The sequence below is a fragment of the Segnochrobactrum spirostomi genome (genome assembly GCF_009600605.1).
In the GTDB taxonomy this organism is placed as follows: domain Bacteria; phylum Pseudomonadota; class Alphaproteobacteria; order Rhizobiales; family Segnochrobactraceae; genus Segnochrobactrum; species Segnochrobactrum spirostomi.
Window position 1 is genome coordinate 3,754,868 of the sequence record NZ_VWNA01000001.1, and the last position, 23,807, is coordinate 3,778,674.

General features: G+C 68.3%; 23 protein-coding genes. 14 read left to right on the plus strand and 9 right to left on the minus strand.

Translation table 11 applies throughout. The annotated features are described in order from the left end of the window. The first annotated feature begins 12 nt into the window (after positions 1–12). From F0357_RS16910 to F0357_RS16955, 10 genes are all read left to right on the plus strand, one after another. On the plus strand, positions 13–1,482 hold the full coding sequence (locus F0357_RS16910) for a form I ribulose bisphosphate carboxylase large subunit (RefSeq protein ID WP_153484751.1): 1,470 nt from the start codon (positions 13–15) through the stop codon (positions 1,480–1,482). A 93-nt stretch (positions 1,483–1,575) separates the two neighbouring features. Continuing rightward, positions 1,576–2,007, plus strand: a complete 432-nt coding sequence (locus tag F0357_RS16915; protein WP_153484753.1) for a ribulose bisphosphate carboxylase small subunit — start codon at positions 1,576–1,578, stop codon at positions 2,005–2,007. Positions 2,008–2,078: 71 nt separating this feature from the next. Then, entirely contained in the window at positions 2,079–3,089 is a 1,011-nt protein-coding gene (cbbX, locus tag F0357_RS16920) for a CbbX protein (protein ID WP_153484755.1), read from the plus strand. A gap of 181 nt (positions 3,090–3,270) precedes the next feature. Then, positions 3,271–4,338, plus strand: coding sequence for a class 1 fructose-bisphosphatase (locus F0357_RS16925; protein WP_153484758.1), 1,068 nt, complete (start codon positions 3,271–3,273; stop codon positions 4,336–4,338). Between the two features lie 75 nt (positions 4,339–4,413). Continuing rightward, the gene (locus tag F0357_RS16930; RefSeq protein ID WP_153484760.1) at positions 4,414–5,289 is read left to right on the plus strand and encodes a phosphoribulokinase; all 876 of its coding nucleotides are present in this window, start codon (positions 4,414–4,416) and stop codon (positions 5,287–5,289) included. 56 nt (positions 5,290–5,345) lie between these two features. Continuing rightward, the gene (gene fba / locus F0357_RS16935) at positions 5,346–6,410 is read left to right on the plus strand and encodes a class II fructose-bisphosphate aldolase (protein ID WP_153484762.1); all 1,065 of its coding nucleotides are present in this window, start codon (positions 5,346–5,348) and stop codon (positions 6,408–6,410) included. A 246-nt stretch (positions 6,411–6,656) separates the two neighbouring features. After that, positions 6,657–7,337, plus strand: coding sequence for a ribulose-phosphate 3-epimerase (rpe, locus tag F0357_RS16940; RefSeq protein ID WP_153484764.1), 681 nt, complete (start codon positions 6,657–6,659; stop codon positions 7,335–7,337). Between the two features lie 115 nt (positions 7,338–7,452). Then, entirely contained in the window at positions 7,453–8,826 is a 1,374-nt protein-coding gene (locus F0357_RS16945; RefSeq protein WP_153484766.1) for an FAD-binding oxidoreductase, read from the plus strand. Then, a complete protein-coding gene (locus F0357_RS16950) occupies positions 8,823–9,596 on the plus strand; it encodes an SDR family oxidoreductase (RefSeq protein ID WP_208948387.1) in 774 nt (257 codons plus the stop codon). The genes F0357_RS16945 and F0357_RS16950 overlap by 4 nt, the downstream gene beginning before the upstream one ends. Before the next feature lie 46 nt (positions 9,597–9,642). Beyond that, positions 9,643–10,569 (plus strand): NAD-dependent epimerase/dehydratase family protein, encoded by a 927-nt coding sequence (locus F0357_RS16955; protein WP_153484768.1) that lies wholly within the window; start codon positions 9,643–9,645, stop codon positions 10,567–10,569. Between the two features lie 29 nt (positions 10,570–10,598). Here F0357_RS16955 and F0357_RS16960 read toward each other — a convergent pair whose 3' ends face one another. The 5 genes from F0357_RS16960 to F0357_RS16980 all read right to left on the minus strand — a co-directional run bounded on the left by F0357_RS16960 (position 10,599) and on the right by F0357_RS16980 (position 14,427). Further along, entirely contained in the window at positions 10,599–10,784 is a 186-nt protein-coding gene (locus F0357_RS16960) for a hypothetical protein (RefSeq protein WP_153484773.1), read from the minus strand. Positions 10,785–10,804: 20 nt separating this feature from the next. Then, positions 10,805–11,581 (minus strand): rhamnan synthesis F family protein, encoded by a 777-nt coding sequence (locus tag F0357_RS16965; RefSeq protein ID WP_153484776.1) that lies wholly within the window; start codon positions 11,579–11,581, stop codon positions 10,805–10,807. A 107-nt stretch (positions 11,582–11,688) separates the two neighbouring features. Continuing rightward, positions 11,689–12,429 carry an ABC transporter ATP-binding protein gene (locus tag F0357_RS16970; protein WP_153484779.1) on the minus strand — a complete coding sequence of 247 codons (741 nt, stop codon included), beginning with the start codon at positions 12,427–12,429 and terminating at the stop codon, positions 11,689–11,691. An 8-nt stretch (positions 12,430–12,437) separates the two neighbouring features. Continuing rightward, the gene (locus F0357_RS16975; protein ID WP_153484781.1) at positions 12,438–13,247 is read right to left on the minus strand and encodes an ABC transporter permease; all 810 of its coding nucleotides are present in this window, start codon (positions 13,245–13,247) and stop codon (positions 12,438–12,440) included. Between the two features lie 154 nt (positions 13,248–13,401). Further along, entirely contained in the window at positions 13,402–14,427 is a 1,026-nt protein-coding gene (locus F0357_RS16980) for a rhamnan synthesis F family protein (RefSeq protein ID WP_153484783.1), read from the minus strand. Positions 14,428–14,618: 191 nt separating this feature from the next. Between F0357_RS16980 and F0357_RS16985 the strand changes: the two genes are divergently transcribed. From F0357_RS16985 to F0357_RS17000, 4 genes are all read left to right on the plus strand, one after another. Beyond that, positions 14,619–15,461, plus strand: coding sequence for a glycosyltransferase (locus F0357_RS16985; RefSeq protein ID WP_208948388.1), 843 nt, complete (start codon positions 14,619–14,621; stop codon positions 15,459–15,461). A gap of 157 nt (positions 15,462–15,618) precedes the next feature. Continuing rightward, on the plus strand, positions 15,619–17,604 hold the full coding sequence (locus tag F0357_RS16990) for a polysaccharide biosynthesis protein (RefSeq protein ID WP_153484786.1): 1,986 nt from the start codon (positions 15,619–15,621) through the stop codon (positions 17,602–17,604). Positions 17,605–17,674: 70 nt separating this feature from the next. Next, positions 17,675–18,340, plus strand: a complete 666-nt coding sequence (locus tag F0357_RS16995) for a response regulator (protein WP_153484787.1) — start codon at positions 17,675–17,677, stop codon at positions 18,338–18,340. 106 nt (positions 18,341–18,446) lie between these two features. Continuing rightward, complete coding sequence (locus tag F0357_RS17000; protein WP_208948468.1) at positions 18,447–19,766, plus strand: sensor histidine kinase; 1,320 nt, start codon at positions 18,447–18,449, stop codon at positions 19,764–19,766. 67 nt (positions 19,767–19,833) lie between these two features. Here the strand turns inward: F0357_RS17000 and F0357_RS17005 are convergent, their stop codons facing one another. The 4 genes from F0357_RS17005 to F0357_RS17020 all read right to left on the minus strand — a co-directional run bounded on the left by F0357_RS17005 (position 19,834) and on the right by F0357_RS17020 (position 23,807). Then, entirely contained in the window at positions 19,834–20,712 is an 879-nt protein-coding gene (locus tag F0357_RS17005) for an ABC transporter permease (RefSeq protein ID WP_153484790.1), read from the minus strand. 13 nt (positions 20,713–20,725) lie between these two features. Continuing rightward, complete coding sequence (locus F0357_RS17010) at positions 20,726–21,559, minus strand: ABC transporter ATP-binding protein (protein WP_376767810.1); 834 nt, start codon at positions 21,557–21,559, stop codon at positions 20,726–20,728. A 109-nt stretch (positions 21,560–21,668) separates the two neighbouring features. Continuing rightward, positions 21,669–22,700, minus strand: coding sequence for an ABC transporter substrate-binding protein (locus tag F0357_RS17015; RefSeq protein ID WP_153484793.1), 1,032 nt, complete (start codon positions 22,698–22,700; stop codon positions 21,669–21,671). A gap of 126 nt (positions 22,701–22,826) precedes the next feature. Then, a complete protein-coding gene (locus tag F0357_RS17020; protein WP_153484795.1) occupies positions 22,827–23,807 on the minus strand; it encodes an NAD-dependent epimerase/dehydratase family protein in 981 nt (326 codons plus the stop codon).

Below are 23,807 nucleotides of genomic sequence, written 5' to 3' on the forward strand. Positions count from 1 at the left end.
CAGGAGGACGCCATGGGAGATCAATCGGCCGCCATCGGCACGATCAAGGACGCCAAGAAGCGCTATGCGGCCGGCGTTCTGAAATATGCCCAGATGGGCTATTGGGACGGCGATTACGTCCCCAAGGATACCGACGTGCTTGCCCTGTTCCGCATCACGCCCCAGGAGGGCGTCGATCCGGTCGAGGCCGCCGCCGCGGTCGCCGGCGAGAGCTCGACCGCCACCTGGACGGTGGTGTGGACCGACCGGCTGACGGCCGCCGACGTCTATCGGGCCAAGGCCTACAAGGTCGAACCGGTTCCCGGGCAGGCCGGCCAATATTTCTGCTCCGTCGCCTACGATCTCGATCTCTTCGAGGAAGGCTCGATCGCCAATCTGACGGCGTCGATCATCGGCAACGTGTTCTCCTTCAAGCCGCTCAAGGCGTGCCGGCTCGAGGACATGCGGCTGCCGGTCGCCTATGTGAAGACCTTCCGCGGGCCGCCGACCGGCATCGTCGTCGAGCGCGAGCGCCTCGACAAGTTCGGCCGCCCGCTGCTCGGCGCCACGACCAAGCCGAAGCTCGGCCTGTCGGGCAAGAATTACGGCCGCGTCGTTTACGAGGCGCTGAAAGGCGGGCTCGATTTCGTCAAGGACGACGAGAACATCAACTCCCAACCCTTCATGCATTGGCGCGACCGCTTCCTCTATTGCATGGAGGCCGTGAATAAGGCGAGCGCCGAGACCGGCGAGGTCAAGGGCCATTATCTCAACATCACCGCCGGAACCATGGAGGAGATGTATCGCCGCGCCGAGTTCGCCTACGAGCTCGGGTCGTGCATCGTGATGGTGGACCTCATCGTCGGGTGGACGGCGATCCAGTCGATCTCGAACTGGTGCCGCGAGCACGACATGATCCTGCACATGCATCGGGCCGGTCATGGGACCTATACCCGGCAGAAGACGCACGGCATCTCGTTCCGCGTCATCGCCAAGTGGCTCAGGCTCGCCGGCGTCGATCATCTCCACGCCGGGACCGCCGTCGGCAAGCTCGAGGGCGATCCGATGACGGTGCAGGGCTACTACAATGTCTGCCGCGAGATGCGGAACGCGGTCGATCTGCCGCGCGGCGTGTTCTTCGAGCAGGATTGGGGCGGCATCCGCAAGGTGATGCCGGTCGCCTCCGGCGGCATCCACGCCGGGCAGATGCACCAGCTCCTCGATCTCTTCGGGGACGATGTGGTGCTCCAATTCGGCGGCGGCACGATCGGCCATCCGATGGGCATCCAGGCGGGCGCGACGGCGAACCGCGTCGCCCTCGAAGCGATGGTGCTCGCCCGCAACGAGGGACGCGACATCAAGCGCGAGGGGCCGGAGATCCTCATCGAGGCGGCGAAATGGTGCCAGCCGCTGCGGGCCGCGCTCGATACCTGGGGCGACATCACCTTCGATTACGCCTCGACCGACACGTCGGATTATGTGCCGACGGCGAGCGTCGCCTGAGCCGACTTCTTCCGACAAGCCGGCGGCCGCTCACGCGCGGCCGCGCCCCGGGGACCGCCCACGCGGCCACGCCGCGCCTCAGGAGCGATGATGATGCGCCTCACTCAAGGGACCTTTTCCTTCCTGCCGGATTTGACGCCCCGGCAGATCACAGCCCAGGTGCAATATTGCCTGGAGCAGGGCTGGGCGGTGTCGGTCGAGCACACCGACGACCCGCACCCGCGCAACACCTTCTGGGAGATGTGGGGGCCGCCGATGTTCGACCTGCGTGACGCCGCCGGCGTCGTCGGCGAGATCGACGCCTGCCGCGCCGCCAATCCCGACCGCTATGTGCGGGTCAACGCCTTCGATTCCGAACGGGGCTGGGAGACGGTGCGGCTCTCGTTCATCGTTCAGCGGCCGAGCGTCGAGGCCCGCTTCCGCCTCGACCGCACCGAGGGCGCCGGGCGCAGCCAGCGCTACGCGCTCCGCACCGAGACGGGACGCGGCACCGCCACCACCCCGTCGCACCCCGCGCGCCATTGATCCGACGCGAGACGCAAACCCGACGCGAGAACCCGTCCGACGCCCGCGTGCCCAACTGCCGAGGTCCGGTCATGTCCCACGCTGCCAGAGCCGAACCGCTTGATCCGTCCCGGTCCGCCGCCGAGGCGGGACGACGGCTGGACCTCGGCGCTCTCTTTCGCGAGAGCGACGTGCCCTCCTTTCTCGACGAGCTCGAGCGCGATCTCGTCGGGCTTGCGCCGGTGAAGCGGCGCATCCGCGAGATCGCCGCCCATCTGGTGGTGGGCCGCGCCCGGGAATCCGTCGGCCTCACCGCCGGGGCGCCGACCTTGCACATGACGTTCACCGGCAATCCGGGGACCGGCAAGACGACCGTCGCGCTCAGGATGGCGGCGATCCTGCACCGGCTCGGCTACGTCCGCCGCGGCCATCTCGTCTCGGTCACCCGGGACGATCTCGTCGGGCAATATATCGGCCATACGGCGCCGAAGACGAAGGAGATCCTCAAGAAGGCGATGGGCGGCGTGCTCTTCATCGATGAGGCCTATTATCTCTACCGCCCCGAGAACGAGCGTGATTACGGCCAGGAAGCGATCGAGATCCTGCTTCAGGTGATGGAGAACCAGCGCGACGATCTCGTCGTCATCCTCGCCGGCTACAAGGATCGGATGGACCGCTTCTTCGAATCGAACCCGGGCTTTCGCTCGCGCATTGCCCACCACATCGATTTTCCAGATTATGACGACGCGGAGCTCATCACCATCGCCAAGCGGATGGCGGCGGACGCCGATTATGCCTTCAGCCCCGCGGCGGAGCGGGCGCTCGCCGATTATGTCGCGATGCGCCGGACCCAGGGCAACTTCGCGAACGCACGTTCGATCCGCAACGCCTTCGACCGCATGCGGCTGCGCCAGTCGCTGCGGTTGTTCGAGGCGGCCGGCCTGGTCGATCGTGAGCGCCTCGCCACCATCGACGAAGGCGACGTGCGGGCGAGCCGCGTCTTCTCGGGCGGCATCGACTTGAAGCGCGCGGGGGCGATCCGCGCCGACACGGGACGCAGCGACGCAGGGGCGTCGGAACCGTCGACAGGCCCTGGAGCCTGAGCACGGTTCGTTGCACACTTCGGATGGGGAGTCCGGCGGAGCAACGGGCCGGCGGCGGACATCGATCCGCTTCCGGCTCAACGACAACAACGGCTGACCGCATACGCGGTGGCCGATCCGCACAAGGAGGGAACGGCGCGCGGCCGACAGGCCGGGCGAACGTGCCCCCGGGAGGACAGACATGCGGGACCATCAGACCGGGAGTGCCGTCGGCGCTCCGCTCGGCGCCGTGCTCGAACACTGGGCGGGCGAAGACCCGAACCGCCGCGACGTCGCCGCGACGCTCGTCGCGCTCGAACGCGGGCTCGTCGCGTTGTCGGGCCGCATCGCGCGCGGTGCCCTCGACGGGGACATGGGCGAGGTGCTGCATGCCGGCGAGGCGGGGGAGGGGCAGAAGAAGCTCGACGTCCTCGCCGACGAGTTCGTGATTTCCGCCTTGCGCGGCGGTCCGGTCGCGGCCGTCGCCTCGGAGGAGGACGATCTGCCCGTGCTGCTGGATGAGACGGCGCCGCTCCTCGTCGCGCTCGATCCGCTCGACGGCTCCTCCAACATCGACACCAACCTGTCGGTCGGCACCATCTTCTCGGTGCTGCCGCGGAGGCCGGGCGTTCACCCGGGAAGCGTCGAATCCTTCCTGCAAGCGGGCCGGGAGCAACTCGCGGCGGGCTATGCGATCTACGGCCCGCACACCGCGCTGCTGCTGACCGTCGGCGACGGCACGATGCACTTCGTCCTCGATCCGGTGTCGCAAGGCTTCCGGCTCGTCGAGGCGCGGGTCGAGATCGCGAACGGCGCCAGCGAGTTCGCCATCAACATGTCGAACTATCGGCACTGGGATGAGCCGGTCAGGCTCTACATCGACGATTGCCTGAGCGGCCGCGACGGTCCGCGCGAGCGCGACTTCAACATGCGCTGGCATGCGTCGCTGGTCGCCGAGGCGCACCGCATCATCCGGCGGGGAGGCGTCTATCTCTACCCGGCCGACAGCCGGAAGGGCTATGGCCGCGGCCGGCTGCGGCTCCTCTACGAGGCGTTCCCGATCGCCTTCCTGATGGAGCAGGCGGGCGGGCTCGCGACCGACGGCGTCGAGCCGATCGTCGAGCTCACCCCCAAGAGCCTGCACGAGCGCGTACCGCTCGTGTTCGGCTCGCGCGACAAGGTCGATACCGTCGCGCGCTACCATGTCGGGCCGAGCCGTCTCGCCGAGCGTTCGCCGCTGTTCGGACGACGCGGCCTGTTCCGGCCCTGAGAGGCGGCCGCCGCCGTGCCAAGCGCGATGCCGGCGGCCCATTCCAATCTCCCGATTTCGAGGCTGTTGCAGACCATGTCCGCAAAACATCCCATTATTGTCGTCACCGGGTCCTCGGGAGCCGGCACGACCTCGGTCAAGAGGACGTTCGAGCAGATCTTTCGCCGGGAAGGCGTCAAGGCGGCGTATGTGGAGGGCGATGCCTTCCACCGCTACGACCGCTTCGAGATGCGCGCCCGCATGGCGGAGGAGACCAAGAAGGGCAACAATCACTTCAGCCACTTCAGCCCGGACACCAACCTTTTCCCGGAGTTGGAGGCGTTGTTCCGCGATTATGGCGAGACCGGCAGCGGCCGGGTTCGCCGCTATGTGCACGACGATGAGGAGGCGCAGCTCTACGGCGCCGATCCCGGCCGCTTCACCGGGTGGGAAGACATCGAGCCGGACACGGACCTGTTGTTCTACGAAGGGCTCCACGGCTGCGTCGTCGCCGACGGCATCGACATGGCGCGCTATGCCGATCTCAAGATCGGCGTCGTTCCGGTCATCAATCTCGAATGGATCCAGAAGATCCATCGCGACCGCTCCACGCGCGGCTATTCGACGGAAGACGTGACCGAAACGATCCTGCGGCGGATGCCGGATTACGTCCGCTATATCTGCCCGCAATTCACCTTCACGGACATCAATTTCCAGCGGGTGCCGATGGTCGACACCTCGAATCCGTTCGTGGCGCGCTGGATTCCGACCCCGGACGAATCGATGGTGGTGATCCGCTTCCGCGACCCGCGCGGGATCGATTTCCCCTATCTGCTCTCGATGGTCCACGACAGCTTCATGTCGCGGGCGAATTCCATCGTGATCCCGGGTGGCAAGCAGGACCTTGCGATGCAGCTCCTGCTCACCCCCCTCATCCTCAAGCTGATCGACCGCAAGCGCCGCGTCTCCTGACGCCGCGCCGGCCGACCGCCCTTTACGCAAAAAGAACCGATCGGAGGAGACGACGCATGGCCCTCGTTTCGATGCGCCAGCTTCTGGACCACGCCGCGGAGCACCGCTATGGCCTGCCGGCGTTCAACGTGAATTCGATGGAGCAGATCAAGGCGATCATGGACGCCGCGGCGGCGACGCGCAGCCCGGTGATCCTGCAGGGCTCCGCCGGCGCCCGGCGCTATGCCGGCGAGGCGTTCCTGCGCCATCTGGTGGCGGCCGCGGTCGAGACCTATCCCGACATCCCGATCGTGATGCACCAGGACCACGGCGCCTCGCCGGCGGTGTGCATCAACGCCATCCGCTCCGGGTTCTCCTCGGTGATGATGGACGGCTCGCTGAAGGAAGACGGCAAGACGCCGGCCGACCACGATTACAACATCGCCGTGACGCGGAAGGTCGTCGAACTGGCCCATGCGGTCGGCGTCTCCGTCGAAGGGGAGCTCGGCTGCCTCGGCTCGCTCGAAACCGGGGCCGGCGACAAGGAGGACGGCCACGGCGCCGAGGGCAAGCTCGACCGCGACCAACTCCTCACCGACCCCAACGAGGCGGCCGAATTTGTCCAGGCGACCCAGTGCGACGCGCTCGCAATCGCCATCGGCACCTCCCACGGCGCCTACAAGTTCACCCGCCGCCCGACCGGCGACATCCTCGCGATCGATCGGATCAAGGAGATCCACGCCCGCGTTCCGAACACCCATCTCGTCATGCACGGCTCCTCGTCGGTGCCGCAGGATCTCCTCGAGGAGATCCGCGTCCACGGCGGCGAGATCCGCGAGACCTACGGGGTGCCGGTCGAGGAGATCCAGGAAGGCATCCGCTACGGCGTGCGCAAGGTGAACATCGACACCGACATCCGCCTCGCCATGACGGCTGCGATCCGCCGCGTTGCCGCGCGCGACAAGTCCGAGTTCGACCCCCGGAAGTTCATGCAAGCGGCGATGGACGAAGCGAAGCGCGTCTGCATCTCGCGCTTCGAAGCGTTCGGCGCCGCGGGCCAGGCGGATCGCATCCGCCCGATCGGCCTCGACCGCATGGCGAGCCGCTATGCGAGCGGAGAGTTGTCGCAGGTCGTCCACTGATCCGGCTCCCGTCGGCGGGCTCCGGGCGGGGCACGACGCGGGACGGACGGAGGGGCGGTCTTGGTCGGGAAGCCACGCCCCTCTCGAGGGGCCGCCGGAGGCGATCCGGCGGCCCTTTTCGAAGCATGGCAGGCGAGGCTGCGCCGTGAGAGGGCCGCCGAACGCCGCTCCGACCGAACGAAACACACAGATGAGCGTGCTCCGACGTCGTCGAGACGCGGACGCACACGAGCCAAGGAGGGGGCGATGGCCCGTCAGCATCCGATCATCGCGCCGTCGATCCTGTCGGCGAACTTCGCCCGTCTCGGCGAAGAGGTCGCCGCGGTGCTCGCCGGCGGCGCCGAGTGGATCCATTTCGACGTGATGGACAACCACTATGTCCCGAACCTCACGATCGGTCCGCTGGTCCTGCAATCGCTGCGGCCGGAGACGCCGGCGCCGATCGACGTGCATCTGATGGTCAAGCCCGTCGATGCGCTGATCGAGGCGTTCGCCGCCGCCGGTGCCGACATCATCTCGTTCCATCCGGAAGCGAGTGAGCATGTCGATCGCTCGATCCAGTTGATCCGCTCGAAGGGCGTGAAGGCGGGCCTCGTGCTCAATCCGGCGACGCCTCTCGCGGTGCTCGACCACACCTTGGACGCCCTCGATCTCGTCCTCGTCATGTCGGTCAATCCCGGTTTCGGCGGGCAGCCGTTCATCCCGGGCGCGTTCGACAAGCTGCGCCGCATCCGCCGCCTGATCGACGCGAGCGGCCGAGACATCCGCCTCGAGGTCGACGGCGGCGTGAAGCTCGACAATATCGGAGCGATCGCCGAGGCCGGGGCCGACACCTTCGTCGCCGGCAGCGCCATCTTCGGCGCCCCGGATTATGCGACGGCGATCCGCGCGATGCAGGCCCGGATCGGCGAGAGCGTCGCCGCGTGAGGCGTCCGCGCGCCGGTCGTTCGCAGACCCGAGCCCAAGCGGGTTGACAGCCCGGCCCCCGGCGGGCACGTCCTGAGATTGCGCCACCGACCGTGGCCGGCTCGGGACAGAACGAATGACCGATATTCGGGATGCGTGGACGACGGAGGTCGCCTCGTGGGGCGGCGTCGCACGGCCACGTCATCTCGTGCTCCGTCCGGGCACGCGTGCAGAGGCGCGTGCGATCGTTGCCGACGATAGCCGTCTGCCGTTGCTCGCCCACGGCTGTGGCCGCTCCTATGGCGACGTCGCCCTGAACCCAGAGGGGCGCCTCGTCCAGATGACGGGGCTCGACCGCTTCATCGCCTTCGACCGCGACACCGGCCTGCTCACCTGTGAGGCGGGCGTGCGGCTCGCCGATATTCTCGATGCGGTGTGCCGCCCGGAGCCCGACGGCGGCGGCTGGTTTCTGCCGGTTTCGCCGGGTACGCGCTTCGTCACCGTCGCCGGGGCCATCGCCAACGACGTCCATGGCAAGAACCATCACGGCTTCGGCACGTTCGGCCGGCACGTCGCGGCGATCGAGCTCGCCCGCAGCGACGGCAGCGTCGAGACCATCACGCCCGAGAGCCATCCCGATCTGTTCGCCGCGACCATCGGCGGGCTCGGCCTCACCGGCCTCATCCTGAGCGCCACGATCCGGCTTCGCCGGGTCGCCGGCACGGCGCTCGAGGCGGAGGACATCCGCTTCGACGACCTCGACGCCTTCTTCGCCCTCGCCGACGGCTCGGAGGCTTGGGAATACACGGCCGCCTGGATCGATTGCCTCGCGACGGGGACAGCGACCGGGCGCGGGATCTTCTCTCGGGCACGGCACGCGCCGGGCCGCGCCGCCGTACCGCCGGCTTTGCGTCCGCGCAAGGCGGTTCCGCTGACGCCGCCGGTCTCGCTCGTCGGCGGCCTCTCGCTCAAGGCGTTCAACGCCCTCTATTGGCGCAAGCTCGGCCTCCGCGAGCGTGTCCTCAAGACGGGGTCCTACGAGCCGGTCTTCTACCCGCTCGATGCCATCGGGTCGTGGAACCGTCTCTATGGCCCGAAGGGCTTCTACCAATTCCAGTGCGTGGTGCCGCCCGGTGCGGACGGCCGCGCGGCGATCGCCGAGATGCTGCGGGTGATCGCGCAGTCCGGCCAGGGCTCGATGCTCGCGGTCCTGAAGACCTTCGGCGATTTGCCGTCGCCCGGTCTGCTCTCGTTTCCGAAGCCCGGCATCACCCTCGCCCTCGATTTCCCGAACCGGGGGCCGGAGACGCTGGCGCTGCTCGCCCGGCTCGAAGCGGTCACGATCGAGGCCGAGGGGCGGATCTATCCGGCCAAGGATTCGTGCATGAGCGCGGCGAGCTTCACGCGGGGGTACCCCGCCAAGGCCGACTTCCAGCGCTGGATCGATCCGGCCTTCTCGTCTGCCTTCGCGCGGCGGGTTGGCCTGATCGGCGAGGGGAGCCGCGCATGACGAAGGGATATGGGGATATGCGGAACGGAACCATGCGGATCGCCCTGTTCGGCGCTAATTCCGGCATCGCGGTCGCGACGGCGCGGGCGTTCGCCAAGACCGGTGCCCGCTTCGTGCTGGTCGGCCGCCGGGCCGAGCCGCTCGAGGCGCTCGCCGCCGATCTGGTGGTGCGGGGGGCCAAGGAGGCGGCGGTGCACGTCGCCGACCTCGCCGATCTCGACGCGCTGCCAACTGTGGCCGCGGGGGCATGGGAGCGTCTCGGCGGGCTCGATCTCGCCCTCATCGCCCACGGCACCCTGCCGGACCAGACGCTGCTCGAGCGCGATGCCGTCGCCGCCCGGCAGGCGATCGAGATCAACTTCATCAGCCCGGCGCTGCTCGCCAATGCGCTTGCCCCGCTGTTCGAGGGCGGACGCAGCGGTACCATCGCCGTCGTGAGTTCCGTGGCGGGCGAACGTGGACGCCGCAGCAACTATGTCTACGGCGCCGCCAAGGGCGGGCTCATTCGTTTCCTCGAAGGTCTGCGCCATCGCCTCGCGGCATCCGGCGTCCAGGTTCTCGATATCCGGCCGGGCTTCGTCTCGACGGCGATGACGGCGCACCTGAAGCAGGGCGGGCCTTTGTGGGCGACGCCGGACCGCGTCGCCGACGACATCGTGCGGGCGGTCGAGAAACGGCGCGCCGTGCTCCACACGCCCTGGTTCTGGGCCATCATCATGGCGATCGTGACGGCGCTGCCTCGCCCGATCTTCCATCGCACCAAGTTCTGACCGCCTCACGGTCCGGCCGTCCCCCGCCGCGCATGAAGAGATATCTATGAAGATCGTCGTCACCGGCGCCGCCGGCCTCGTCGGACAGAACCTGCTGCCGCGCCTCAAGGCGCGGGGGCACACCGAGATCGTCGCGATCGACAAGCATCCGGCGAACGTGCGGACCTTGCGGGACCTGCACCCGGACATCGAGGTGATCGAAGCCGATCTCGCGGTGCCGGGCCCCTGGGCGGAGGCCGTGAAGGGATGCGAGGCGCTCGTGATCGGCCACGCCCAGATCGGCGGACTCGACGGCAGCGAGTTCGAGCGCAACAACGTCAAGGCGACCGAAAATCTCCTCGCCGCCTTTCGCGGCGCGCCGCGGCCCTATGTGGTGCATATCAGTTCGTCGGTGGTGAACTCGGTCGCCGTCGATTGGTACACCGAGAGCAAGAAGGCGCAGGAGACGCTCGTCGTCGGTGCCGGCTTCGCCGATGTTGTGCTGCGCCCGACCCTGATGTTCGGCTGGTTCGACCGCAAGCATCTCGGCTGGCTCGCCCGCTTCATGAAGCGTAGCCCGATCTTTCCGATCCCGGGCGACGGCCGCTACATCCGCCAGCCGCTCTATGTGGGCGACTTCTGCAACATCATCGTCGCCTGCCTGGAGCAGCGCCTGACGGGCGCCTACAACATCAGCGGACAAGAGCGGATCGACTATATCGACCTCATCCGCCTGGTGAAGGAGGCGTCTCACGCCGATGCGGCGATCGTGAAGATCCCATACAGCCTCTTCAGGGCGCTCTTGACGATCTATGCGCTCGTCGATCGCAATCCGCCGTTCACGACGAAGCAGCTCGCGGCCCTCGTGACGCCGGACATCTTCGAGGTGATCGATTGGCCGGCGATCTTCTCGGTGCGCTCGACGCCGCTGAAGGAGGCGTTCACCGAAACCTTCAACGATCCCGTCTATTCGAAGGTGGTACTCGAATTTTGACGCCGCCGGACCCTTCGTAAGGGGCGGTGTCAGGCCTGGGGCTGCTTCGCGCCCCAGAGCTTCCGCCCGACGATTGCGAGCCCGGCGATGGCGAGCGAGGCGGGCGCGGCGATCCACCAATAGCCGTCCGTCTCCAGCCGGTAGAGCGTCTGGACGAGGCGCCGATAGATGCGCGTCGGCCGGTTGAGCGGCGCGGCAGGCCGGCGGCCGGCCATACGGGCGAGGTGGGCCCGGATCAGGTCCGCCCATTCGGGGAAATCCGCGCGATCTCCCGCAGCGCGTCCTCCCGCATCTCCGGCCCCATCTTGTCGCGGAGGAGCTCGATCTTCACGAAGGGTAGCCCGTCGCGGGTCAGAAGCTCGCGCCACAGAAAGTGGGTCGGGTTGAAGGCGAGGCGGCGCACCATCGGGCTCTGCACCACGAGCGGGCGGTAGTGGAACCCCGCGGCGGCGAGCGACGCCGTGGCCGCGACCTCGCCGTTGCGGATGATGTCGCGCTTCGGCATCGCCGCGAAGTCCTGGCTCATCAGCCGCCGGAACGCGTCGGATCGATGCGCCCGCGGCTCGAACAGCAGGAACCAGCTCTGGAGGTGCGGGCTGATCTGGAGGCTCTCCACCAGGCCGTAGATGTCGGCCGGTGCCGCGGTCAACCGGCGGAGCATGGCGGCGAGGTCGCCGATCGGGCCGTAGACGCTGTCGTTGGCGAGGAGGAGCCGGCCGCGCACCGCTGCGCCGTAGCGGGCGAACGCCTCGGACCACGAGCCGAAATCAAGTCCGCCGTTCGAACGGGTGAGAACGTCGGCGCACAAAGGCGCGATCCGCGCGGCGTCGTCCGCGTGCAGTTCCCCCGCGGACACGAGCACGACCGAGAAGCCGCACCCGGCGATCGCCCGAAGATAGAGCTCGACATAGGGATCGATGCGACCATCCGGGTCGTAATGGGCGAAGAAGCAGACGTCCGCCTGGAGCGGTACGTCGGACGGCGCACGGGCGGGGTTCGTCATCGTGGTCATCGATTTCGCCGGCCGTCGTCTTGTCACCCGAATGTCGTCGGGTTCCAATTCCGCTGACTACGATGCGGACGGCAAGCGCTTTTTCTCAGGTCCGCCCGGAGGCGCGGTCACAGCCCCTTGCGGTACACCTCAAGGACGGCGTCGATCTCGCCCTCGCTGATGATCCGGCCTTCCTTGAGCAGGATCGCCCGGTTGCAGTAGCGCTGCAGGGTCGGCGCGCTATGGGAGGCGAGCACGAGGATGCCGGCATTCTCGATGAGCTCTTCAAGTCGTGTCGTCGCCTTGGCGCCGAAGGCTTCGTCGCCGACCGCCACCAATTCGTCCATCAGCAGGATCTCGGGCTGACGCAGCGTCGAGATGGCGAAGGCGAGGCGCAGCGTCATCCCGCTCGAATAGGTGCGCATCGGCAGATCGAGATAGGCCCCGAGGCCCGAAAATTCGGCGATCCCCTCGATGTGCTGGCGGGATTCCGCCATCGTCATGCCGATGAAGGCGCCGCGCAGGATGATGTTCTCGATGCCGGTCAGCTCCGGATCCATGCCCATCGTGATGTTGATGAGCGAGGAGACCTTCCCGTCGATTGTCGTGGAGCCCTCCGAAGGCTCGTAGGCGCCGGACAAGACGCGAAGCAGGGTCGATTTGCCGGCGCCATTGTGGCCGATCAGGGCGAGGCGATCGCCGGGCTTGAGATCGAGCGTGACGCCCCGCAGCGCCTGGACGCGTGTCACGCCGTGGTCTTGTGACACCGCACCGCCGACCGAGCGCAGGATGCTCGATTTCAGCGAGCGCCCGCTCGAATTGTAGATCGGAAACTCGACGGAAACGTTCTTGAGGCTGATCGATGGCATGATTGATCTCACAGCCAATAGACGATGCGAGACCGGAACCGGGCGAACAGCGGCGCGGTCACGATGAAGAGGAGCGCTGTCCAGCCGAGCGCCATCCAATAGGCGGTGGCTTCCGGCACTTCACCTCGGATCGGCGCGCCCACCAGCTTGAGGAAGCTCGCGAACGGATTGGCGTCCACGAGAATGGCGCGGTGCCCGGTCATCTGATCGGACTTCCACATGATCGGCGTCAGGAAGAAAGCGATCTGCATGCCGTTCTGAATGATCTGCGGCAGGTCGCGGAAGCGGGTGCAGAGCACCCCACACCACACCGACGCGAGGAACCCCGCGATCAAGAGCAGCACCAGACCGGGAATGGCGAGCAGGATCGTCGGGCTCGGCACCACGCCGAAGATGAGGAAGACGAGCGGGATGATGACGATGTTGTGGGCGAAGGCGATCAGGTTGCGCACGATCAGGCGCATTACGAAGGTCGATTTCGGCAGGGCTTCCTGCGTCAGATAGGTCGTCGCCTGGGTGAACACCGTTCCGGAATCCATGATGATTCCCTGGATCAGCGTCCACACGATGTAATTCACCGCGAGGTAGGGGATATAATCGTGAACCGGCTGCTGGAACAGGAACGAATAGACGATACCGATGCCGCCGACGAAGACGGCCATGCTGAGCGTGATCCAGAACTGGCCGAAGCGCGAACGCTTGTAGCGGGCGCGGATGTCGTTGATGCCGAGAAGGTACCAGATTTCCCAGCGCGACACGCCATCTCGGATGTCACGGACGGCGTTGCGCCAGTCGGTGGAGGACGGCCAGAGGGACATACGCTCTCCCGGAAGGGAACTATAAAACTCAAAAAAGCCGCCGCACGCGCACCGGGCGGAGAGCAAGGCACGACGCCCTAGAGCCCGAGTCGGTCCACAAGATGGCGTGAACGTGAGCCTACGCCCGGCTGTCTAACGAAGCGCCGGAAAACCGTCAACGCGGCGAACCCACGTCGGGTACGGGGTCGGGGAACGCGACCGCCCGCCGCAGCGCTTCGACGCTGGCGATCTTCTGGTGGTTCGACGCCGAAGCCGTCTCCGCCGGGATCGTCTTGATGCCGCGGAATCCGGCGCACGCGGCGGCGACGAGCACGGAGCGTTCGAGGGCATGGGCGAGCGTCCCGTCGATCTGCCCCGCCTCCGGCTGGAAATCCTCGAGGCGGAGATGGAGGTCGAGGATCGGCTGGAGGGCGGCCGGTCGTGCCCAGAACATCGAGCCCGAGGGAAAGTCGAGCGGCGTCTTCGGATCGAGGGCGAGGCCGATCCGCGCGAACGCGTCTCGTGCGATCGCGAAATTGCCGTCCCATCGGGGCGCCCGGGCACCGAGCCCGGTGCGGGCCGGGTAGACGATGCCGACATCAGGCGCCGCTTCGAAGATGGCGAGGGCGCTGGCGGCCGTCGCCGGCGATCCGACGAGCGCGCTCATGAGGGCCCGCCGCCATTCGTCGCCGCCCCGCGAATGCAGCGACTTCTTCGTATGGAGGAAGAGCACCCGGTCGAGATGGGGATAGATGTCGGCGAAGGCGACATATTTCGGCGCGATGTCGCGCCCCCGGTTCGGTACCAGACGCAGATCGACGGGCGTCCGGCCCGGATGGGCGGCGAGGATGTGCTCAATCTCGGCCTGCTTCTCGGTCGTGTCGGTGGATAGGAAGAGGCGGTGGCGGAGCGGGATCGCGTCGGTGAGGGCGAGGATCTCCGGCAGCACGTCCGGATAGAAGACGTGGCAGACGACGCCGATGCGCCGCTCGGCCGGCGGCGGGGGACGGCATAGCCGAACGGCACGACGAGCGCGCGCTCCGGCGCGAGCCGCCGGTCGGCGAGGCGTTGGCGCAGTTCGCCCTTCAGCGTCCAGCCGAGCACGCGCAGGGCGCTGCCGGCGACCCGCCGCAGCGTCGGCGCGAAACGTCCGCCGTCCATGCCCGTCTCCCTCACCACTTGCGTTCCGACAGACGCGCAGGCGGCCGGCCTCCGGTCAAGTGCGGGGCCTAAGCCGGGCTCAGCGCCGAATGCGGATACGCGGCCACTCACCGCTTTGCCTGAGCGAGGTTGCGCCCGCGGCCCCGGCCTGCGATGGAGCACGGGGCGCGCGGCCATCGACGCGGCGGCGCGCCGTTTCTCCGTGGCCCCCGTCGCGCCGAGCGCCCGCGCATGAACATCACCCTTGCCGTGACCGTCTATCGGTCGCCGTCCCCCGTTCTCGCCGCGCTGCTCGACAGTGTGACGGTCGCGGCGATGCGTCTCGAGGCGGAGCGCCCCGGGTCGCGCCTGATGCTGGTCATCGTCGACAACAGCGACGGGGGCACCGACCGGACGCGCCTCGCCGCGCTCGTCGCCGAGCGGCCGACGCTCACGGCGAGGTTGATCTCGGGGCAGGGCAATGTCGGCTTCGGCCGGGCGAACAACCTCGCGCTGCTTCCGTCCGACGACGACATCCTGATCGTCGGCAATCCCGATCTCGTCCTCGCCCCCGATTCGCTCGTGCGCCTCCTCGACGTGTTCGAGGCGGAGCCCACCGCCGGCCTGGTGACGCCAGGGTTCGTCGAGCACGGCCGGCTCACCCATCTCTGCAAGCGCTATCCGTCTTTCGTGGTCCTGTTCGGGCGCGGCTTCCTGCCGGCCCGGCTGCGCCGTCCGCTCGCCGCCCTGATCGACCGCTACACGATGGCGGACCGTCCGGCCGACCGGCCGTTCTGGGACCCGCCCATCGTCACCGGCGCGTTCATGGCGTTCCGCGGGCAGGTGTTCCGCTCGATCGGGGGCTTCGACGAGCGCTTCTTCCTCTATTTCGAGGATTTCGACCTGAGCCTCCGGGTGGCCGCGGTCTCGCGCCTCTATTATGCGCCTTCGGTTCGGATGGAGCATGCCGGGGGCAACACCGCGCGGCGCGGCCTCAAGCTGATCCGCTTCTTCGCAGCCTCGGCGGCGCGGTTCTGGGGAAAGCACGGCTTTCGTCTCGTCGCGGTTCGCGATCGCCCGCCGCGCGCCTCCTGACCAACGGCCGTGCCGCTCCCGCAGCATCTCGCGGCTGGACTTGCGGCGCGAGACGCGTCACTGAGGGAAATCGGGTGCGGAGGCCGGTCGCGGCCGCCGCCTCCACCGCCCGCACCGCACCGGCGACGGGCCCAACCGAGCTGATCGTCCGAAGGGTATGCCCGCTTTCCTCAATGCCCTCCATCGCCGCGTTTACGAGGCGCCGCGCCTGGTGCGCCGGCTCGGCCTCGCCACGCTCGATCTCGTGCTCACGCCGGTCGCCCTGTGGGGCGCCTTCGCCCTGCGGCTCAACGAATGGTGGCCGGAGGTTTTCCTCGTCTGGGCAGCGCCGTACTTTCTGGTGCTGCCGTTCGTCACCGTGCTCGTCTATTGGCGGATCGGCGTCTATCGTATCCTGATCCGCTCCTCGGAACGCACCGCCGCGCTGCTCATCCTGCGCGCCGTCATCGCCGTTTCGGTGATCCTCGCGATCGGCGGCTATCTGATGCCGAGCGCCGTCGTGCCGCGCTCGGTGCCGGTGCTCTACGGCCTGTTGAGCTTCGTGCTCACCTGGGGTTCCCGCCTCCTCGGCCAATCCTACTTTTTCTGGATGACGCGCCGGCTTTTCCCCGTCGAGCCGGTCATCATCTACGGTGCCGGCCGCGCCGGCATCCAGCTTCTGCTCGCCCTCGACGCGGGCCGCGAGTTTCGCGCCGTCGCCTTCGTCGACGACGACCGCTCGGTGCAGGGCACCGAGATCGTAGGCCGCCGGGTTCATAAGCCGAGCGAGCTGCCCAAGCTGCTCGCGCGGCGCAAGGCGACGCGGGTGCTCCTCGCCATTCCCTCTCTGTCGGCGCCCGAGCGGAGCCGGCTCGCCGCCAAGCTCACCAAGCTCGGCGCGCCGGTTCAGACGATCCCGTCAGCGTCGGAGCTCCTGACCGGCCTCGCGCGCATCGATTCCCTGCGCGCCGTCACGCCCGAGGACCTGCTCGGCCGCGACCGGGTCGATCCCCAGGCCGACCTCCTGCGTCCCGCGACCGAGGGCCACGCGATCCTCATCACCGGTGCCGGCGGCTCGATCGGCTCGGAGCTCTGCCGGCAGATGATCGCCCTCAAGCCGAAGCGGCTCGTGCTCTATGAGGTGAACGAGTTCGCGCTCTACCGCATCCACGCGGAGCTCAACGAACTCTCCGATGCCGGAGGACTGGCGAGCGAGATCGTGGCGGTGCTCGGCAACGTCTCCGACGAGGCGCGCCTGCGCCGTGTGATCGAGACCTTCGCCATCGACACGCTCTATCACGCGGCCGCCTACAAGCACGTGCCGCTCGTCGAGAGCAACGTGCTCGAAGGCTTGCGCAACAACGTCCTCGGCACCGCTGCGGTCGTGCGGGCCGTCATCGGCAGCGGCGTCGCCCGCATGATCCTGATCTCGACCGACAAGGCGGTGCGCCCGACGAGCGTGATGGGCGCCACCAAAAGGTGGGCGGAATTGATCCTCCAGGCCGCCCAGGCCGCCCAGGCCGCCCAGCCGCCGCAACCGGGCGGTGGCGGAACGGTCTTCTCCATGGTCCGGTTCGGCAACGTGCTCGGCTCGTCGGGGTCGGTGATCCCGTTGTTCCAGCATCAGATCAAGCGAGGCGGCCCGGTGACCGTGACCCACCCGGACGTCACCCGCTATTTCATGACGATCCCGGAAGCGGCGCAGCTCGTCATCCAGGCGGGGGCGATGGCGCAGGGCGGCGAGGTTTTCCTGCTCGACATGGGCTCGCCGGTGAAGATCGTCGATCTCGCCCGGCAGATGATCGAGCTGCACGGGCTCAAGGTGAAGGACGCCGCGCGGCCCGATGGCGATATCGAGATCGTGTTCTCCGGCCTCAGGCCCGGCGAGAAGCTCTACGAGGAGCTTTTGATCGGCGACAACCCGATGCCGACCGCCCACCCGAAGATCCGCCGCTCGCGGGAATCGAGTCTGCCGAGCGAGGTCGTCGAGGCGGCGATCGCCGACCTCGTGGCGGCGATCGGGGCGGGCGACATCGATCGCGCGCTCGCCGCCCTGCGCCGCATGGTCGCCGAATACGATCCGCCCGAGATGCCGGTAGACTTGCTCGCCGGCGCGAAGGCGCCAAGCCCGTCGGCGACGATCACCCCGCTCCGCCGCGCATAAGAACGCTCTCCACCGTGTTGCAAATGGCACGGTGTCGTTATGATCGCGGCGGGGAGGACGGCGGGCCGAGATGCGGCTGCTCATCGTCGAAGACAATCACGAGCTTGCGGCCTGGCTCGCCCGGGCGCTCACGCAGGCCCATTATGCGGTCGACGTCGCCCACGACGGCGAGGAGGCGGAGCATCTCCTGTCCGTCTCCGACTACGCGGCCGTGATCCTCGACCTCTCGCTGCCGAAGATCGACGGCATGACGGTGCTGAAGCGTATCCGTCGGGCGGGACGCAAGGTGCCGGTCATCATCCTCACCGCCAACGCTTCGCTCGCCGGCCGCGTCGACGGCCTCGATTCGGGCGCGGACGATTATCTCGCGAAGCCGTTCGAACTCCCCGAGCTCGAAGCGCGGCTGCGCGCCGTGATCCGCCGCGGCCATGACCTCGCGAGCCCCGAGATCGCCGTCGCGGACTTGGTGCTCAACACGGCCACCCGTCAGTTCGCGCTCAAGGGCGAGCCGCTGTCCCTGACGCCGCGGGAACATTCGGTCCTTGAACACTTGATCCTCAAGGCCGGCACGCCGGTGAGCAAGGCGGCCCTGTCGGAGAACGTGTTCGGCTTCGATGCCGAGACCGACCCGAGCGCGATCGAGATCTACGTCCACCGCGTCCGCAAGAAGCTCGAAGGCGGCGCGGTGGAGATCGCCACCCTCCGCGGCCTCGGCTATCTGCTGCGAGGCGCCTGAGGTGGGCTCCGCGTCCGCCTCGACCCCGGTGGCGGCCGCGCGTCGCCTGCGTCGGGGCTTGCGGAGCCTGCGCCACAGTCTGCGCGCCCAACTCCTCGCCTGGATCATGGTGACGCTGTTCGGCGTCATCTGCTTCAATCTCTATTCCGGGGCCACCCAGTCGCGAGACATGGCGACCCTCGTCACCGACAACATGCTGATGGGCTCCGCCCGCGTCATCGCCGAGGCGGTGCGGGTCGATCCGGGCGGTACGGTCGCCGTCGACATTCCCCCGGCGGCCCTCGAAATCTTCGACACCGGCTTCGGCGACCGTGTCTATTATCGCGTCACCACGGCCTGGGGGACGCTGATCGCAGGCTATGCCGACTTGCCGACCCCAGTGCGCGACCGGGTCGGCCAGGACATCGTGTTCCGCGGCGGCACCCTGCGCGCCATGATGGTGACGCAGCCGCTCGTCGGGCTCGGTCCCGACGGCGCGGTCAGCGTCACGGTCGCCGTCACCCGTTTCAATCAGGAGGCGATGCGGGCGCACCTGTGGTTCTCGGACCTCTGGGGCCAGGTCCTGCTCGTCCTCGTCGCCGGGCTCGTGACCGTGCTCGGCCTGCGCCGCGGGCTCGGCCCGGTGCTGCGGCTGCGCGATGCCGTGCGGGCCCGCCGCCGCGATCAGCTCGAGCCGTTCGACGAGACGACGGTCCAGACCGAGCTCCGGCCGCTGGTGCGCGCGCTCAACGATTACATGGTCCGGGTGCAGGCGCAGATGGCGGCGCAGCGCCGCTTCGTCGCCAACGCCGCGCACCAACTGCGCACGCCCTTGACCCTGCTCTCGACCCAGGCCGGCTTCGCGGCGCGGGAGGGTGATCCGGGCCGGCGCCAGGAAGCGCTCCAGGCGCTGATCCGCAGCACCCGTCAGGCGACCCGCCTCGCCGAACAATTGCTGACGCTGACCCGCGCCGAGCCCGGCAGCCGCGCCCCGCGGGCCGACCGCATCGACATGGCCGACATCGCCCGCCAAGTCCTCGAGGCGCGCGCCGAGGAGGCCCTGCGCCTCGGTATCGACATCGGGCTCGAGGCGGGCGGCGACGCGCCCGTCACCGGTGACGGCACGATGCTGCGCGAGATGGTCGTCAACCTCGTCGACAACGCGCTGCGCTATACCCCGGCGCCCGGCACGGTCACCGTCACCGTCCGCCGGTCGGGTGACGTCGTCGAGATCCTCGTCGAGGACAGCGGTCCGGGCATTGCGGAGGCCGAGCGCGAGCGGGTGTTCGAGCGGTTCTACCGGGTGATCGGCACGCAGGCGGAGGGCAGCGGCCTCGGCCTCGCGATCGTGCGCGAGGTGGTGGAAGGGGCGGGCGGCTCCGTCGCGCTCGCCACCTCCGCCCACGGCGGCCTCGCCGCGCTGGTGCGGCTGCCGGCGGCCGAATAGACCGGGGCGCGCAAACGAGAAAAGGGGGCCGAAGCCCCCTTTGCCGGACGGATCGGATCGCGTCCGCTCAGTGCGTGTCGAGGTGCTGCTGCGGCCGCCACTTGGCGAGGCGGTTCTCGACCAGGGTCATGACGAACTCGGCCATGAGCGTGACGACCATCACGAGCACGATCGCCGCGAACATGCCGGCGGCGTCGAACGTGCCCTTGGCGATCGAGATGAGCTGGCCGATGCCGAAGCGGGCGCCGACGAACTCGCCGACGATCGCGCCGATGATCGCGAAGCCGAACGAGACGTGGAGGCTCGCGAAGATCCAGCTCATCGCCGAGGGCACGATGACGGCGCGCGTCACCTGCCAATCGGAGGCGCCGAGGATGCGCGCATTGGCGATCATGTCGCGGTCCGCCTCGCGCACGCCCTGGAAGGCGTTGGCGAACACGACGAAGAACACCATCACGAAGGCGAGTGCCACCTTGGAGGCGAGCCCGAGGCCCATGATCATGATGAAGATCGGCGCCAGCACGACGCGGGGGATCGAATTGATCGCCTTGATGTAGACCGAGAAAATATCGGACAGCATGCGGTTGCGGCCGAGGCCGATGCCGACCACGACGCCGGCGACCGAGCCGGTGACGAAGCCGATCAGGGCCTCCTCGAGCGTGACGCCGAGATTGTACCAGAGCGAGCCCTCGGTGGTGCCGTTGACCGCCCAATCGTAGAGCCGCGCCGCGACCGCGCTCGGGCTCGCATAGAAGAACGGGTCGATCCAGTTGAGGTCGGAGGCGAGTTCCCAGAGGCCGAGCGAGGCCACCAGGATCGTGATCTGCCAGAAGCGCACCATCTGCTTGCGGCGCCGGATCGCCTTCAGGGCGGCGGCCTCGATCTCCTTGTCGCTCGTGCCGGGGCGGAAGGTGGCGGCCGGGCTTTCCATCGTCATGTCGGACATCGTCGCCTCCTCCTCACGCGGCTTCCGCGGCGCGGCGGTAGCTGGTCTCGACTTCCTCGCGAAGGTCGTCCCAGATCGTCTTGCAATAATGGACGAATGTCTCGTCGTAGCGGATTTCCGAAACGACCCGCGGGCGGGGCAGGTCGATCGGATAGACCGATTTCACGGTCGCCGGTCCGGCGGTCAGCACATAGACCTTGTCGGCGAGCGCGACCGCCTCTTCCAGATCGTGCGTGACGAACACGACCGACGCCTTGCGCTCGGCCCAGAGCTTCAGGAGCTCTTCGTGCATCACCGTCCGGGTCTGCACGTCGAGCGCCGAGAAGGGCTCGTCCATGAGCAGGATTTCCGGCTCGTTGATGAAGGTCTGGGCGAGCGAGACGCGCTTGCGCATGCCGCCCGAAAGCTGATGCGGATAATGGTGAAGGAACTTGGAGAGCCCGACGCGGGCGAGCCAGTCCTTCGCCATCGCCTCGGCCTCCGCCTTCGAGCGGCCGCGGAAGCGCGGCCCCGCCATGACGTTGTCGATGACGTTGCGCCAGGGAAAGAGAGCGTCCTTCTGGAAGGCGAAGCCGACCCGCGGGTCGATGCCGTTGACCGGTCCACCCATCAGGCGCACCTCGCCGGCGCTCGGCCGGGCGAGGCCGGTGACGAGGTTCAGCGTCGTCGACTTCCCGCATCCGGTCGGGCCGACGACCGCGACGAACTCGCCGCGTTCGACGCTCATGTTGAAATCGCGGAGCGCAGTCAGCGTCTTGCCGGTCGGCGATACGAACCGGCGGGTGACGTTGATGAGCTCGATCGCCGGCGCATGGTTCGGCGCCTCTGCCATCCTCAGTGCGGACATGGCTGATCCTTTCGCGGCGCACGGCGCACGCGGGGGCTGATGATCGCTTGGGGGGAGGGGCCGTCCCGCCGGGCGTCCAATGCGGGACGCGGGCGGGACGGCCGGAGCCTTATTGGCCGATCGAGGCGTTCGCGGCCTTCACGAACTCGGTCGTGTACGTCTTCGACAGATCGATCTGCTTGCCCTTCACGTTCTTCGAGAACTCCGAGAGCACGGCGAGCACCGTCGGCGGGCCGTCTTCCGGCATCACGCCGTCGGGCGTGAACATGCCTTTGCCGGCCTCGAGGGCTTTGATGTAGCCCTCCTTGTCGCCGACATAGAAGTCGCGCGGCATCTTGTCGGCGATCTCGGCGGCGGAGTGGGTGTTGATGAACTTCAGCGTTTTGACGAAGGCGTTGGCGAGCTTCTGCACCTCGTCCTTGTGGGCGGCGACCCAGGCGCTGTCCATGTAGAGCGAGGCCGCGGGGTAGGTGCCGCCGAGCGCCTCCCGGGTCTTCTCCACCGTGCGCAGGTCGACGAGCACGCGGGCCGCGTTGGTCTTCACGAGGCGGGAGATGGTCGGCTCCGTCGTCATGCCGGCCTGGATCTGGTCCTGCTGCATGGCGGCGATGAAGGTGCCGCCGGCGCCGACCGGCACGGTGACGATCTCGCCCGGCTTCAGCCCGGCCTTCGAGGCCATGAAGAGCGTCAGGAAGTTCGTCGAAGAGCCGAGCCCGGTCACGCCGAGATTCTTGCCCTTGAGGTCGGCGAACGACTTGATGTCCGGATATTGGTTGGAGACGAGCTCGACCTCGCCCGGCGCCTGGCTGAACTGCACCACGGACTCGACGAACTTGCCCTTCGCCTGAAGGTCGACGCAGTGGTCGTAGAAGCCCACGACGCCCTGGACGGCACCCGCGAGGAGCTGGTTTTCGGCATCGACGCCGGCCGCCTCGTTCAGCAGCTCGACGTCGAGACCCTCGTCCTTGAAGTAGCCGAGGCCCTCGGCGAGCTTGGCCGGCAGGTAGATCTGCTTCTCGTAGCCGCCCACCATGATGGTGATCTTGTCGGCGGCGTCGGCGAGCAGGGTGGTCGCCAGAAAACCGGCGGCGGCAAGCGAGCAAAGGGAAAGCGCGCGCAGAATCCTGCGTTCAGAACGCATCGTCGTCTCCTCCTGATGAGTTGCGCATCGCCGACACGCTGTCACCGCGTGTTTTGAGCACGATACGTGACAGGAGAATTAGCAGGCTCAGCTTTCAGTCAGCTTTCAGGCGCCGAAAGATCGAGATCAGGCCGAAGGCTTGGCCTTCCAGGCGCGGGCCATCGCGACGACGGCGGTTTCGGCGGAGTCCGCGGGCCGCCAGCCGAGTTCGGCGACCGCCGCGCTCGGATCGACGGTGACGCTGCCGAACAGGCGGTCGGCCGCACCGGCCTTGCCGGCGGCGCGCAGGACGAAGTCCGCCGCACGCGCGGGAATCGGGACGAGGCGCGCAGGCCGGCCGAGGCCGCGGGCGATGGCGCGGATGAGGTCCCCCGTGGAGAGGCCTTCGCCGTCGGCGAGCACGTAGGGTCCCGCGGCGGCGGGCGCAAACAGGGCGGCTTCCACGGCCCGCGCGAGGCTGTCGGTGCCGATCATCGGCCGGCGATTGTGGATACCACCGAAGGGGAGCGGGAGGCCGCGGTTCACGAGCGACGTCAGCCGGGCGAGGTTGCCGCCGGCGCCCGGCCCCGCGACGAGCGGAGGCCGCAGGGCGACCACGGAGAGGCCGCGCCGGGCGATCTCGGCGAGGGCGCGCTCGGCCGCGATCTTCGAAGCCCCGTACGGGTCCGTGGCGATGAGCGGGCTCTCCGCTCGCACCGGCTGCCGTGGCGGCCGCACGCCGTGGACATGCAGGCTGCTCATGAACACGAAGCGGCGGACGCCGCCGGTGAGCGCGGCCTCCGCAAGCCCCCGGGTCGCGTCGACATTGACCGTGTGCAGCAACGCCGCCGCGTCCTCAGCCTCGGGGGCGGCGGAGAGGCCGGCGAGGTGGACGACATGGGTGATGCCGTCCAGGAGATCGGGCGGAAGCGGCGCCGCCAGATCGGCGTGGCGCCATTCGATGTGGGGCGTCGCCTGCGGGGGCGCGCCGCGTGTCACACCCACAAGGGAGAGACGGCCGGCGAGGCGGTCGAGCACGGCGCGGCCCACGAAGCCGCCGGCCCCCGTCACCAGGACACGCGCTTGACGGTCGGTGGGGTGGATATCGCCGTCCCGATCCGAGGCCAT

What these genes read in the sequence shown, in the direction of transcription:
- F0357_RS16910 (WP_153484751.1), top strand. Translation starts at nt 13, where the DNA reads ATGGGAGATCAATCGGCCGCCATCGGCACGATCAAGGACGCCAAGAAG.
- F0357_RS16915 (WP_153484753.1), top strand. Translation starts at nt 1,576, where the DNA reads ATGCGCCTCACTCAAGGGACCTTTTCCTTCCTGCCGGATTTGACGCCC.
- cbbX (WP_153484755.1), top strand. Translation starts at nt 2,079, where the DNA reads ATGTCCCACGCTGCCAGAGCCGAACCGCTTGATCCGTCCCGGTCCGCC.
- F0357_RS16925 (WP_153484758.1), top strand. Translation starts at nt 3,271, where the DNA reads ATGCGGGACCATCAGACCGGGAGTGCCGTCGGCGCTCCGCTCGGCGCC.
- F0357_RS16930 (WP_153484760.1), top strand. Translation starts at nt 4,414, where the DNA reads ATGTCCGCAAAACATCCCATTATTGTCGTCACCGGGTCCTCGGGAGCC.
- fba (WP_153484762.1), top strand. Translation starts at nt 5,346, where the DNA reads ATGGCCCTCGTTTCGATGCGCCAGCTTCTGGACCACGCCGCGGAGCAC.
- rpe (WP_153484764.1), top strand. Translation starts at nt 6,657, where the DNA reads ATGGCCCGTCAGCATCCGATCATCGCGCCGTCGATCCTGTCGGCGAAC.
- F0357_RS16945 (WP_153484766.1), top strand. Translation starts at nt 7,453, where the DNA reads ATGACCGATATTCGGGATGCGTGGACGACGGAGGTCGCCTCGTGGGGC.
- F0357_RS16950 (WP_208948387.1), top strand. Translation starts at nt 8,823, where the DNA reads ATGACGAAGGGATATGGGGATATGCGGAACGGAACCATGCGGATCGCC.
- F0357_RS16955 (WP_153484768.1), top strand. Translation starts at nt 9,643, where the DNA reads ATGAAGATCGTCGTCACCGGCGCCGCCGGCCTCGTCGGACAGAACCTG.
- F0357_RS16960 (WP_153484773.1), bottom strand. Translation starts at nt 10,784, where the DNA reads ATGGCCGGCCGCCGGCCTGCCGCGCCGCTCAACCGGCCGACGCGCATC.
- F0357_RS16965 (WP_153484776.1), bottom strand. Translation starts at nt 11,581, where the DNA reads ATGACCACGATGACGAACCCCGCCCGTGCGCCGTCCGACGTACCGCTC.
- F0357_RS16970 (WP_153484779.1), bottom strand. Translation starts at nt 12,429, where the DNA reads ATGCCATCGATCAGCCTCAAGAACGTTTCCGTCGAGTTTCCGATCTAC.
- F0357_RS16975 (WP_153484781.1), bottom strand. Translation starts at nt 13,247, where the DNA reads ATGTCCCTCTGGCCGTCCTCCACCGACTGGCGCAACGCCGTCCGTGAC.
- F0357_RS16985 (WP_208948388.1), top strand. Translation starts at nt 14,619, where the DNA reads ATGAACATCACCCTTGCCGTGACCGTCTATCGGTCGCCGTCCCCCGTT.
- F0357_RS16990 (WP_153484786.1), top strand. Translation starts at nt 15,619, where the DNA reads ATGCCCGCTTTCCTCAATGCCCTCCATCGCCGCGTTTACGAGGCGCCG.
- F0357_RS16995 (WP_153484787.1), top strand. Translation starts at nt 17,675, where the DNA reads ATGCGGCTGCTCATCGTCGAAGACAATCACGAGCTTGCGGCCTGGCTC.
- F0357_RS17000 (WP_208948468.1), top strand. Translation starts at nt 18,447, where the DNA reads ATGGTGACGCTGTTCGGCGTCATCTGCTTCAATCTCTATTCCGGGGCC.
- F0357_RS17005 (WP_153484790.1), bottom strand. Translation starts at nt 20,712, where the DNA reads ATGTCCGACATGACGATGGAAAGCCCGGCCGCCACCTTCCGCCCCGGC.
- F0357_RS17010 (WP_376767810.1), bottom strand. Translation starts at nt 21,559, where the DNA reads ATGTCCGCACTGAGGATGGCAGAGGCGCCGAACCATGCGCCGGCGATC.
- F0357_RS17015 (WP_153484793.1), bottom strand. Translation starts at nt 22,700, where the DNA reads ATGCGTTCTGAACGCAGGATTCTGCGCGCGCTTTCCCTTTGCTCGCTT.
- F0357_RS17020 (WP_153484795.1), bottom strand. Translation starts at nt 23,807, where the DNA reads ATGGCCTCGGATCGGGACGGCGATATCCACCCCACCGACCGTCAAGCG.